This is a genomic window from Streptomyces sp. NBC_00193, assembly GCF_026342735.1.
Taxonomy (GTDB): Bacteria; Actinomycetota; Actinomycetes; order Streptomycetales; family Streptomycetaceae; genus Streptomyces; species Streptomyces stoeckheimensis.
This window is the reverse complement of the sequence record NZ_JAPEMM010000002.1, coordinates 1308508-1320821: the sequence shown is the minus strand read 5'-3', so window position 1 is coordinate 1320821 and position 12314 is coordinate 1308508. Positions and strand designations below refer to the sequence as shown.

The 12314-nt window shown below is 71.2% G+C and carries 10 protein-coding genes; 8 read left to right on the top strand and 2 right to left on the bottom strand.

Annotation, left to right across the window (positions count from 1 at the left end):
• Nucleotides 1-184 precede the first annotated feature (184 nt).
• From OG898_RS34125 to OG898_RS34100, 6 genes are all read left to right on the top strand, one after another.
• Nucleotides 185-634, top strand: coding sequence for an MmcQ/YjbR family DNA-binding protein (locus tag OG898_RS34125; protein ID WP_266962319.1), 450 nt, complete (start codon nucleotides 185-187; stop codon nucleotides 632-634).
• A 104-nt stretch (nucleotides 635-738) separates the two neighbouring features.
• Nucleotides 739-1899, top strand: coding sequence for a CaiB/BaiF CoA-transferase family protein (locus OG898_RS34120; protein ID WP_266962317.1), 1161 nt, complete (start codon nucleotides 739-741; stop codon nucleotides 1897-1899).
• Between the two features lie 6 nt (nucleotides 1900-1905).
• A complete protein-coding gene (locus tag OG898_RS34115) occupies nucleotides 1906-2931 on the top strand; it encodes an LLM class F420-dependent oxidoreductase (protein WP_266962314.1) in 1026 nt (341 codons plus the stop codon).
• A 12-nt stretch (nucleotides 2932-2943) separates the two neighbouring features.
• Complete coding sequence (locus tag OG898_RS34110; protein ID WP_266962312.1) at nucleotides 2944-4086, top strand: acyl-CoA dehydrogenase family protein; 1143 nt, start codon at nucleotides 2944-2946, stop codon at nucleotides 4084-4086.
• 106 nt (nucleotides 4087-4192) lie between these two features.
• Nucleotides 4193-5407, top strand: a complete 1215-nt coding sequence (locus OG898_RS34105) for an acetyl-CoA C-acetyltransferase (RefSeq protein ID WP_250740830.1) — start codon at nucleotides 4193-4195, stop codon at nucleotides 5405-5407.
• 54 nt (nucleotides 5408-5461) lie between these two features.
• A complete protein-coding gene (locus OG898_RS34100) occupies nucleotides 5462-7633 on the top strand; it encodes a 3-hydroxyacyl-CoA dehydrogenase NAD-binding domain-containing protein (RefSeq protein WP_266962309.1) in 2172 nt (723 codons plus the stop codon).
• 33 nt (nucleotides 7634-7666) lie between these two features.
• Here OG898_RS34100 and OG898_RS34095 read toward each other — a convergent pair whose 3' ends face one another.
• Nucleotides 7667-8392 carry a 1,4-alpha-glucan branching protein gene (locus OG898_RS34095; RefSeq protein WP_266962307.1) on the bottom strand — a complete coding sequence of 242 codons (726 nt, stop codon included), beginning with the start codon at nucleotides 8390-8392 and terminating at the stop codon, nucleotides 7667-7669.
• 172 nt (nucleotides 8393-8564) lie between these two features.
• Here OG898_RS34095 and OG898_RS34090 point away from each other — a divergent pair, with 172 nt between their 5' ends.
• Nucleotides 8565-9443 (top strand): hypothetical protein, encoded by an 879-nt coding sequence (locus tag OG898_RS34090; RefSeq protein WP_266962305.1) that lies wholly within the window; start codon nucleotides 8565-8567, stop codon nucleotides 9441-9443.
• 34 nt (nucleotides 9444-9477) lie between these two features.
• Here OG898_RS34090 and OG898_RS34085 read toward each other — a convergent pair whose 3' ends face one another.
• A complete protein-coding gene (locus OG898_RS34085) occupies nucleotides 9478-10218 on the bottom strand; it encodes a MerR family transcriptional regulator (RefSeq protein ID WP_266962303.1) in 741 nt (246 codons plus the stop codon).
• A 97-nt stretch (nucleotides 10219-10315) separates the two neighbouring features.
• Here OG898_RS34085 and OG898_RS34080 point away from each other — a divergent pair, with 97 nt between their 5' ends.
• The gene (locus tag OG898_RS34080; protein ID WP_250740835.1) at nucleotides 10316-12199 is read left to right on the top strand and encodes a long-chain fatty acid--CoA ligase; all 1884 of its coding nucleotides are present in this window, start codon (nucleotides 10316-10318) and stop codon (nucleotides 12197-12199) included.
• Nucleotides 12200-12314 lie beyond the last annotated feature (115 nt).

The window sequence follows — 12314 nt, the reverse complement described above, 5'->3', positions numbered from 1 at the left end:
AGCCCTGGAACAGGGCCGAAAGCCCGCTCAGACTACAGAAGCCCCGGCTCGCGGATCACTCGGGTTTATCTGTTTGCGTTTGCACTGATTGGGGCCTGTGGTCCGATTCCTCCGGCCTCGTCGCGGCAGGCCGGTCTAGCGTGGGGAACGAACGATCCGTGCGAGCGGGTGAGGCCCGCGGTGAGTGGAGGTCCGTGTGAAGGCTGGGGTGCGCAAGTGGGAAGCGGTCCGGGAGTTCGCGCTGGGGCTGCCGCAGGCGCGGGAGGAGTTCCCGTGGGGTCCCGAGGACTGCGTGGTGAAGGTCAACAAGAAGATCTTCGTCTTCCTCGGGAACACCGACGGACCGTCGCCCGGGATCTCCGTGAAGCTCAAGGACGAGGCGCTGCACGGTCACGCCATGACCGCCCCCGGCGCGGAGCCGACCGGATACGGGCTGGGGAAGGCCGGCTGGGTCTCCGTGCCGCTGGGGGAGAAGGGTGCGCCCTCCGCCGAGGTGCTGTGCGAGTGGGTGGAGGAGAGCTACCGGACCGTCGCGCTCAAGCGGGACCTCAAGGAGCTCGACGCGCGGACCGCCGGGCCCGGTGCAGGACCAGGTGCCGGACCCGATGCAGGGGGAAACGCCGCAACCGGCTAAGCGCTTGCTCTTGTGCTCAGTGGAACAGGTTCCTAGCATCACTGGTGTTACATCAGTTGTGTCACACAGTGGCGGCAGTGGTGCCACCGGATGCTGGGGGCTCGATGGCAGTGACGGGGAACGCGGCGGGGAACGTGCCGGGGAGCGGCGGGGGCCCGCTCGCGGGCGTGCGCGTCGTCGAGCTGGCGGGCATCGGGCCGGGCCCGTTCGCCGCCATGCTCCTCGCCGACCTGGGAGCCGACGTGGTGCGGGTGGACCGGCCCGGCGGTGGCGGGCTGGCCGTGAACCCGGCCTACGACATCACCAACCGCAACAAGCGTTCCGTCCTCGTCGACCTGAAGTCCGCCGACGGCCCGGCCCGCGTGCTGGACCTGGTCGAGCGCGCCGACGTGCTCATCGAGGGCTTCCGCCCCGGGGTCGCCGAACGGCTCGGCGTGGGCCCGGCCGACTGCCACGCCCGCAATCCCCGGCTCGTCTACGGCCGGATGACCGGCTGGGGCCAGGACGGCCCGCTCGCCCACACCGCCGGGCACGACATCGCGTACATCGCCGTCACCGGCGCCCTCGGCATGATCGGCAACCCGGGCGAACCCCCGGCCGTCCCCGCCAACCTGGTCGGCGACTACGCGGGAGGCTCGCTCTACCTCGTCATCGGCGTCCTCGCCGCCCTCCAGCACGCCCGCACCCCCGGCGGCACCGGACAGGTCGTCGACGCGGCCATCGTCGACGGGACCGCGCACCTCACCGCCATGATCCACGGGATGATGGCGGCCGGCGGCTGGCAGGACCGGCGCGGGGCCAACCTCCTCGACGGAGGCTGCCCCTTCTACGGCAGCTACGAGACCTCCGACGGCGGCTACATGGCCGTCGGCGCGCTGGAGCAGCAGTTCTACGACACCTTCGTGGAGCTCCTCGGCATCAAGGACCAGGCGCCCGCCCGCAAGGACCTGGCCCGCTGGGGCGAGCTCCGCGAGGCCGTCGCCGCGCGCTTCAAGTCCCGTACCCGCGAGGAGTGGACGGCCGTCTTCGCGGGCACCGACGCCTGCGTGGCGCCCGTGCTCTCGCTGCGCGAGGCCCCGCACCACCCGCACCTGGCCGCCCGCGGCACCTTCGTCGAGGCCGCCGGGATCACCCAGCCCGCCCCCGCGCCCCGCTTCTCCGCGACCCCGGCCGCCGTCGTGGGCGGCCCCGCGCTGCCGGGCGCGCACACGGAGTCGGTGGCGGCCGACTGGGGCGTGCCGGGGCTGCTCGGCAAGGAGGGCTGAGGCCCGGTGGAACTCTCGATGATGCTCGACTACGCCGGCGACCCGCGCCGCGCCGCCGACGCCGCGGCGGAGCTTGAGTCGGCGGGCCTCGACGCCGTGTGGGTGGCCGAGGCCTGGGGCTTCGACGCCCCGACGATCATGGGGTACCTGGCCGCCCGCACCGAGCGGATGAAGATCGGCTCGGCCATCCTCAACGTCTACTCGCGCACCCCCGCCCTCATCGCCCAGACCGCGGCGGGCCTGGACGCGATGTCCGGCGGCCGGGCGATGCTCGGCCTCGGGGCGTCGGGCCCCCAGGTGGTCGAGGGCTGGCACGGGAAGCCGTACGACAAGCCGATCGGCCGGACCCGCGAGACGGTCGAGCTGTGCCGCCGCATCTGGCGCCGCGAGACCATCGACCACCACGGCATCACCGACATGCCGCTGCCCGCGGAGAAGGGCGGACGGCACGGCAAGCCGCTGAAGATGCTGACCCGGCCGGTCCGCGCGGACATCCCCGTCTACGTGGCCTCGCTCGGGCCCGCCAACGTGCGGATGACGGCCGAGATCGCCGACGGCTGGCTGCCCACGCTCTTCGTGCCGGAGAAGGCCGGCGCCGTGTGGGGGAGCGCGCTCGCCGAGGGCACGGCCCTGCGCGCGCCGGAACTGGGCCCGCTGCGGACGGTGGCGGGCGGACTGCTCGCGATCGGCGAGGACGCGGCGGAGCTGCGGGACCTCGCCCGCCCGCAGATCGCCCTGTACGTCGGCGGCATGGGCGCGGTCGGCAAGAACTTCTACAACGACCTGGCCGTCGCCTACGGGTACGAGGAGGAGGCCCGGAAGATCCAGGAGCTCTACCTCTCCGGTCGCAAGCGCGATGCCGCGGCCGCCGTACCGGACGAACTGTGCGAGCTCACCACGCTGTGCGGGCCCGAGGGGTACGTGCGCGAGCGCGTCGAGGCCTTCCGGGCCGCCGGGGTGACCATGCTCAACGTCACGCCCGTGGGACCCGAGCCGGCCCGGCTCGTCGAAACCGTCAAGAACTGGCTCTAGGGGGCCCTCGCAATGAAACGCCAGCTTTTCGACGCCGACCACGAGGCGTTCCGCGAGACCGTCCGCACCTTCCTCACCAAGGAGGTGCTGCCGCACTACGAACAGTGGGAGAAGGACGGGATCGTCAGCCGCGAGGCCTGGCGGGCCGCCGGCCGGCAGGGGCTGCTCGGCCTGGCCGTCCCCGAGGAGTACGGGGGCGGCGGCAACACCGACTTCCGGTACGCGGCGGTGATCGCCGAGGAGTTCACCCGGGCGGGCGCCGCCGGGCTCGCCATCGGGCTGCACAACGACATCATCGGGCCGTACCTGACCTCGCTGGCCACCGAGGAGCAGAAGCGCCGCTGGCTGCCCGGCTTCTGCTCCGGCGAGATCATCACCGCCATCGCGATGACCGAGCCGGGCGCGGGCTCCGACCTGCAGGGCATCCGGACCACCGCCGAGGACGCCGGTGACCACTGGGTGCTCAACGGCTCCAAGACCTTCATCTCCAACGGCATCCTCGCCGACCTGGTGATCGTGGTCGCGAAGACCACCCCCGAGGGCGGGGCGCACGGGATGTCGCTGCTGGTCGTGGAGCGCGGCACGGAGGGCTTCGAGCGCGGCCGCAACCTCGACAAGATCGGACAGAAGGCGCAGGACACCGCCGAGCTGTTCTTCAACGACGTGCGCGTCCCCAAGGAGAACCTGCTCGGTGAACTCGACGGCGCCTTCGTCCACCTGATGACCAACCTCGCGCAGGAGCGGATGGGCATCGCGATGGCCGGCATCGCCGCCGCCGAGTACCTGCTGGAGATCACCACGCAGTACGTGAAGGAGCGCGAGGCCTTCGGGCGGCCGCTCTCCAAGCTCCAGCACGTCCGCTTCGAGATCGCGGAGATGGCCACCGAGTGCGCGGTCACCCGCACCTTCCTCGACCGCTGCATCACCGACCACTCCAACGGGGAACTGGACCACGTCCACGCCTCGATGGCGAAGTGGTGGGCCACCGAACTCCAGAAGCGGGTCGCCGACCGCTGTCTGCAACTGCACGGCGGATACGGATACATGACCGAGTACCGGGTCGCGCGGGCCTTCACCGACGGCCGCATCCAGACCATCTACGGCGGCACGACCGAGATCATGAAGGAGATCATCGGCCGTTCCCTGCTGGCCTGACCTCCGCCGACCTCCCCCTGGTTTCCCCGACCTCTCCTGGCCCCCTGATCCTTCCCCCGCCTCCCTGACCCTCCCCACGCCTCCGCACCCCCGAAAGGCTTGACCAGTGAGCACCGAAGCGTACGTATACGACGCGATCCGCACGCCGCGCGGCCGAGGCAAGGCCAATGGCTCCCTGCACGGAACCAAGCCGATCGACCTGGTCGTCGGCCTCATCCACGCCCTGCGCGAGCGCAACCCCGGCCTGGACCCCGGCACCATCGACGACATCGTGCTCGGCGTCGTCAGCCCGGTCGGCGACCAGGGCTCCGACATCGCCCGGATCGCGGCGATCGCCGCCGGGCTGCCGGACACCGTCGCCGGCGTCCAGGAGAACCGCTTCTGCGCCTCGGGCCTCGAAGCCGTCAACATGGCTGCCGCGAAGGTCCGTTCCGGCTGGGAGGACCTGGTCCTCGCGGGCGGAGTGGAGTCGATGTCCCGCGTGCCGATGGCCTCGGACGGCGGAGCCTGGTTCAACGACCCGATGACCGGCTGGGACACCGACTTCGTCCCGCAAGGCATCGGCGCCGACCTGATCGCCACGATCGAGGGATTCTCCCGGCGCGACGTGGACGAGTACGCCTCCCTGTCCCAGGAGCGGGCCGCCGCCGCCATCAAGGACGGCCGCTTCGCCAAGTCGGTCGTCCCGGTCACCGACCGCAACGGCCTGGTGGTCCTGGACCACGACGAGTTCGTCCGCCCCGGCACCACCGCCGACACCCTCGCCCGGCTGAAGCCCTCCTTCGCGGACATCGGCGAACTCGGCGGCTTCGACGCCGTCGCCCTGCAGAAGTACCACTGGGTCGAGAAGATCGACCACGTCCACCACGCGGGCAACTCCTCCGGCATCGTCGACGGAGCCTCCCTCGTCGCGATCGGCTCCCGCGAGGCGGGCGAGCGCAACGGCCTCACCCCCCGCGCCCGGATCGTCTCGGCCGCCGTCTCCGGCTCCGAGCCCACCATCATGCTCACCGGCCCCGCCCCGGCCACCCGCAAGGCCCTCGCCAAGGCCGGCCTGACCATCGACGACATCGACCTGATCGAGATCAACGAGGCCTTCGCCGGCGTCGTGCTGCGCTTCGTCAAGGACATGGGCGTCTCCCTGGACAAGGTCAACGTCAACGGCGGCGCCATCGCGCTCGGCCACCCGCTCGGCGCCACCGGCGCGATGATCCTCGGCACCGTCGTCGACGAACTGGAGCGCCAGGACAAGCGCTACGGCCTCGTCACCCTCTGCGTCGGCGGCGGCATGGGCGTCGCCACCATCGTCGAACGCCTCTGAACCCCGTCCTGATCCCTGATCCCTGATCCCACCCCTGACACGGAAGTTGCGAACATGAGCGAGTCCACCACGATCCGCTGGGAACAGGACGAGACCGGCGTCGTCACCCTGGTCCTCGACGACCCGAACCAGTCCGCCAACACGATGAACCAGGCCTTCAAGGACTCCATCGCCGCGATCGCCGACCGCGCCGAGGCCGAGAAGGACTCCATCCGCGGCATCATCTTCACCTCCGCCAAGAAGACCTTCTTCGCGGGCGGCGACCTCAAGGACATGATCCGGCTCCGCCCCGAGGACGCGCAGCTGGCCTTCGACACCGGCACCGCCATCAAGGCCTCGCTGCGCCGCATCGAGACCCTCGGCAAGCCCGTCGTCGCCGCCATCAACGGCACCGCCCTCGGCGGCGGTTACGAGATCTGCCTGGCCTCCCACCACCGGGTGGCCCTCGACGCGCCCGGCTCCAAGATCGGCCTGCCGGAGGTCACCCTCGGCCTGCTCCCGGCCGGCGGCGGCGTCACCCGCACCGTCCGCCTGATGGGCATCGCCGACGCGCTCCTCAAGGTGCTGCTGCAGGGGACCCAGTACACCCCCCAGCGCGCCCTGGGCAACGGCCTGGTCCACGAACTGGCCGCCACGCCCGAGGAGATGCTCGCCAAGGCGCACGCCTTCATCGACGCGAACCCGGAGTCGAAGCAGCCGTGGGACGTCCCGGGCTACCGGATCCCCGGCGGCACGCCGTCGAACCCGAAGTTCGCCGCCAACCTCCCGGCCTTCCCCGCGAACTTGAAGAAGCAGCTCAACGGAGCCCCGTACCCGGCTCCGCGCAACATCCTGGCCTGCGCCGTCGAAGGTGCCCAGGTGGACTTCGAGACCGCGCTGACCATCGAGGCCCGCTACTTCACCGAGCTGGTCACCGGACAGACCGCCAAGAACATGATCCAGGCGTTCTTCTTCGACCTCGGGGCCGTCAACGCGGGCCGCAGCCGCCCGCAGGGCGTGGCGCCCCGCAAGGTCGCCAAGGTGGCCGTGCTCGGCGCCGGCATGATGGGCGCCGGCATCGCCTACTCCTGCGCCCGCGCGGGCATCGAGGTGGTGCTGAAGGACGTCACCCCCGAAGCCGCCGCCAAGGGCAAGGCGTACTCCGAGAAGCTGCTCGACAAGGCCCTGTCCCGGGGCCGTACCACCGAGGCCAAGCGCGCCGAGCTGCTCGCCCGGATCACCCCGACCGCCGAGGCCGCCGACGTGGCGGGCTGCGACGCCGTCATCGAGGCCGTCTTCGAGGACACCGCCCTCAAGCACAAGGTGTTCCAGGAGATCCAGGAGTTCCTGACCCCCGACGCGCTGCTCTGCTCCAACACCTCCACGCTGCCCATCACGGGCCTCGCGGAAGGGGTTTCGCGGCCCGTGGACTTCATCGGACTGCACTTCTTCTCGCCCGTGGACAAGATGCCGCTGGTCGAGATCATCAAGGGCGAGCGCACCGGCGACGAGGCCATCGCCCGCGCCTTCGACCTCGTACGGCAGATCAACAAGACCCCGATCGTGGTCAACGACTCGCGCGGGTTCTTCACCTCGCGGGTCATCGGACAGTTCATCAACGAGGGCGTCGCCATGGTCGGCGAGGGCATCGAGCCCGCGTCCATCGAGCAGGCCGCGGCCCAGGCCGGGTACCCGGCCAAGGTGCTCTCCCTGATGGACGAGCTGACCCTCACGCTGCCCCGCAAGATCCGCAACGAGACCCGCAAGGCCTTCGAGGCCGAGGGCCGGGCGTGGGCCGAGCACCCCGCCGACACCGTCATCGACCGGATGGTCGACGAGTTCGGGCGCCCCGGGCGCAGCGGCGGCGGTGGCTTCTACGCGTACGACGAGGCGGGCAAGCGCGCCGGGATCTGGCCGGGGCTGCGCGAGCACTTCACCAAGGATGGGTACCAGATCCCCTTCGAGGACATGAAGGAGCGGATGCTCTTCTCCGAGGCGCTGGACACCGTCCGCTGCTTCGACGAGGGGGTCCTGACCTCGTACGCCGACGCCAACATCGGCTCCATCATGGGCATCGGCTTCCCGGCGTGGACCGGCGGGGTGATCCAGTACATCAACGGCTACGAGGGCGGACCGGCCGGGTTCGTCGCCCGCGCCCGCGAGCTGGCCGAGAAGTACGGCGAGCGCTTCGCCCCGCCCGCCTCCCTGGTGGAGAAGGCCGAGCGGGGAGAGACGTACGCCGACTGAAGGAACCGGTAGGCGGGCTGATCTGTTTCGGGATCAGGCGGCGGCGTGACCGGCGGTGCGCAGCTCTGCGAACAGGCCCCGGTACGCCGCCCCGTCCAGCGTGGTCCAGCCGGCGGTGAGCCGGCCGACGGCCCCGAGGGCCCCCATGGCCCCGGGGCCGTCGGCCTGCTCGTCGGTCCCGGGCCGCAGGACGCGCGTCAGGGCGAGCGTCAGGCCGGGCGCCGTGCCGGATTCCGTGCCGGATTCCGTGCCGCCCGGCAGCCGTACGTCCGTGCCCCGCGCGGTGTCGGTGGCTTCCGGCCACCCCTGGAGGGCGGCCGGGAGCCCGGGTCCGTCGCACCACGCGGTGACCGTGGGGTCGCTGACCCCGCTGTCGCACTGGTCCTGTGCCACGGCGCGGCCCTGGAACAGTGCGAGCAACTGGCCCATGAGCACCGGGTCGTGGGCGCCGTCGTAGATCCAGCGGGTGCCGAGCACCCCGTGCTCGGAGGTGCCCACCAGAGCGGCTCCGGCGCCGTCGAGCGGGGCGCCGCGGTAGGTCAGGGGCACGAGGTAGGAGGTTTCCCGGCCGCCCGAGTGGTCGGTGAGCACCATGAACTCGATGCCGACCTCGCCCTCCGGATCGTCGAGCCGGAAGCCGCCCGACCTGTCCAGTTCGGGCGCCTGCCCCGTGGGCACGTACCAAGGACGCGTCGGCAGCCAGGAGGAGACGAGCTCCAGCTTTCCGGGTTTCATCGTGGTCTTGTAGATCATCGCCATGGCGCGAACCTACGGGGCGGCGCCGCGGCTGTCGAGGAGCCGAGATGCGTGTGGGCCGGAGGCGGCGCACGCTGAAAAAGGGCACGTGTCCCTTGCTGGGGAGCGGTGCGGGGAGCGCCTGGAGACGGCCCCCGGGGGGCGCCTGTCCACGTGCGAGGAAACGGCGAAAACCATGAAGAAATCCCTGGTGGCCGCACTTGCCACTTCAGCGATGGCCGTCCTTTTGGTCGCGCCGGGCACACCCGCCGGCGCCGCTTCACCCTTCTGCAACCAGACCGTCCCCAACAGCTCGATCTTCTTCTACAACAAGGACACCGGCTCGGCGGGGACCGCCACCCTGGCGGCGGGGAAGTACCGCTTCACGGGGAACTTCGACCTTCCCACCGGGTACACGCACGCCGCGGCGAGCCGCGACTCGCTGCTGCTCTACAACGCCGACACCGGGGAGGGGGAGACCGGCACCTTCAAGGCGGGGCGGTACTCCCGGGTCGAGAGTTACGACGACTTCTCGACCGACTGGTCCCAAATCGAGGCGTCGGGCGACTCGATCCTCTTCTACAACTCCGGCAGCGGCTTCGGAATCACGGGCACCCTGAAGAACGGCAGGTACCAGGAGGGGCGCCAGTACGACAACTTCAGCACGGGCTGGACCTCCATGGCCTCCTCCTGCGACACCTTGCTCGCCACCGCGGGCAGGAATTTCGGCTACGGGAGCCTCAAGGGCGGCGTCTACACCAACGTGGCCAACAGGGACGGGACCGTGCTGCTGGGAAACGTGGTCGCGACCAAGGACTCGATACTGGGCTTGGCGAGCAACGGCTCCCAACTCCGGTACAAGGTGTCCACGGCGACCAACGGCCAGGTCGGAAACTTCCGCGAGATCGGCACCTCGGGCGTGTGGGACATCGTGGGCCGGACCGCGGACAGCCTCTTCTTCTACAAGACCGACGGGACCTCCTGGATCTCGAAGCTCAGCGGCGGCCGCTACGCCAACGTCGGCTCGCTCAACGAGGTCTCCTCGGACTGGTCGATCATCGAAGGCGGTGTCTGATCCCGGTGACGACCACCGCACCCGCGGGCGGCGTTCACTCCGAGCCGGTCGGCTCCGGAACGAACGCCGCCTTCAGTTCCTCCTTGAGCGACCGCTGAAAGGCCGTCACCAGGGCCTGCACCACCATCGGCTGCATGTGCGCCGAGAGCGCCTTCATCGACTCCACCCGCTCCGGATCGCTCTCGCCCTCCGTGAACGGCCCCCACACCTCGTCCCGGAACAGCGCGGTCAGCTGGTGCGCCGCCGTCCGCGCGTGCCCGAGCAGCACCTCGCGCGCGACCAGGATGGTCTCGTGGGCGATCGGTACGTCGAGCAGCGCCACCCCGAGCCGCAGCAGCCCCACGTCCACCCGGAAGCCCTCCGGGGTCGGCGTCAGCACGTTCATGGCCGTCAGCCGCCGGATGTCGGTCTCCGTCAGCGGGCGCCCCGCCCGCTTCTCCAGCTCCGCGCGGGAGGAGTCCAGCGCCGCGTCCGGGGCCCAGGTCGCCACCAGCGCGCGGTGGATGGCCAGGTCGTGCGCGCTCAGGTCGTCGGGCAGGGCGTCGAGGTAGCGCTCGATGGCGGAGAGGGTCATGCCCTGGTGCTGCAGCTCCTCGATGAGCGCGAGGCGGGACAGGTGCTCCGGGCCGTACCGGCCCACCCGACGGGGTCCGATCACGGGAGGGGGCAAAAGCCCGCGGGTGCTGTAGAACCGTACGGTGCGGACGGTCACACCCGCCCTGGCCGCCAGTTCGTCGACGGTCAGCGACGCCGGCTCCGGTGCCTGGGTGGTCATGGGCTTTCCGCCTTGCTCTCTGATCAGCGCGTCGACACGGTTCGTGTTCAACAGTATTGCTGTCGCACCAACGATGTGAAACGGCAAGGAGCTGCCCATGCCCACGAAACTGCGCCTGCCCGCACCTCCCGACGAGCTCACCCTGCCCGCCCTGCTGGCGCGCAACGCCGCCGAGCACGGCGACCTGCCCGCCCTCTCGTGGCGCGAGGGCGCCGAGGGCACTGACGGCACGGCCTGGACCACCCTCAGCTGGTCGGACGTCCGCCGCAAGGTGGCCGTCCTCGCCGCCGGCTACGCCTCCCTGGGCGTCGAACGCGGCGAGCACGTCCTGCTGATGATGGGCAACCGCCCCGAGCACTGGCTCACCGACCTCGCCCTGGTCCACCTCGGCGCCGTCCCCGTCACCGTGTACGGGACCTCCGCGCCCGAGCAGATCGCCCACATAGCCCGCCACAGCCGGGCCCGGCTCGCCGTGGTCGAGGGCGCCCGGGAGCTGGCCCGGTGGGAGCCGCTGCTGAGCGACCCCGGCACCCCGCTGGAACGGCTCGTCGTGGCCGAGGCCCCCGAGGCCGGCCCGCACTCGACCTACGCGTCGGTGTACGCCGGCGGGGTCCACCTGCACCGGTCCGAGGCCTTCGAGAAGGCCTGGCGGGAGTCCCGCCCCGAGGACCCGTTGACCGTCGTCTACACCTCGGGCACCACCGGCGACCCCAAGGGGGTGCGCCTGACCCACCGCAACATCGTGCTCCAGTCCGTCCGCCTCGACGGGCACATCGAGCTGCCCGAGCACGCCGAGCACCTCTGTTACCTGCCCTTCGCCCACATCGCCGAGCGGATCCTCGGCATCTACCTCCCGCTCCTGCGGGCCGCCCACGTCCGGCTGTGCGCCGACCCGGCCGCCGTATCGGTCGCGGTGCGCGAGCTGCACCCGGTGCAGTTCTTCGGGGTGCCCCGGGTGTGGGAGAAGCTGGCCGCCTCCGTACGGGCCGTGCTCGGGCGGCTGCCCGAGGAGCAGCGCCGCGCCATCGAAGGCGCCAACGACCTGGCGCGGGAGCGGGCCGGCCACCGGGAGCGCGGCGAGGAGGTCCCGGCCGGGCTCGAAGCCTCGTACGCCGCGGCCAAGGAACGGGTGCTGGACCCGCTGCTGACCCTGGCCGGGCTGGACCGCCTGGTCTGGACGGCCAGCGCGACCGCGCCGATGCCGATCGACGTGGTCCGCTTCTGGGCGGGCTGGGGGATCACCATCATGGACGCGTGGGGGCTGACCGAGACCTCCGGCGTGTGCACGGTCAACAGCCCGGACGGCTTCCGGCTGGGCTCCGTGGGCCGCCCGATCCAGGGGCTGGAGCTGCGGATCGCCGAGGACGGGGAGATCTTCACGCGCGGGGAGACGGTCTTCGGCGGGTACCTCCTCCCGGACGGTTCGGTGGAGAGCGCCTCCGATGCGGAGGGCTGGTTCCCGACGGGGGACATCGGGCGGCTCGACGAGGCGGGGTTCCTCTGGCTGACCGACCGCAAGAAGGAACTGATCATCACCTCGAACGGGAAGAACGTCTCGCCCGCCCTGGTGGAGAACACCGTCAAGGAACACCCCCTGATCGGGCAGGCCCTGGTGCACGGCGACGGCCGCTCCTACCTCGTCGCCCTCCTCGTCCTGGACCCCGAGCTCGGCCCGGCCTGGGCGCAGGCCCATGGCATCGACGGCGCGGCGGCCGCCACGCCCGAGGAGCTCGCCGCGCACCCGGCCGTACGGGAGGAGATCGCCCGGGCCGTCGAAGCCGCCAACGCCCGGCTCAACCGCACCGAGCAGATCAAGCGCTACCGGGTGCTGACCGGTGAGTGGGGTCCGGAGTCGGGGGAGCTGACCCCGTCCCTGAAACTGCGCCGCCGGGTGGTCCGGGAGAAGTACGCGGAGCTGATCGAGGGGCTGTACGCGGAGCCGCACTCCGGGCCGGACTCCGCCCCGCACGAGGCTTCGTAGGAAGGTCCGTCACACGAACGGCCCTGCCCGGTGAGCGGATGGACGCTCACCGGGCAAGGGTGGGCAAATGTGCATATGCCCTGAATCCGCCACGCCGCCCGGCAAGGGCGGCTGA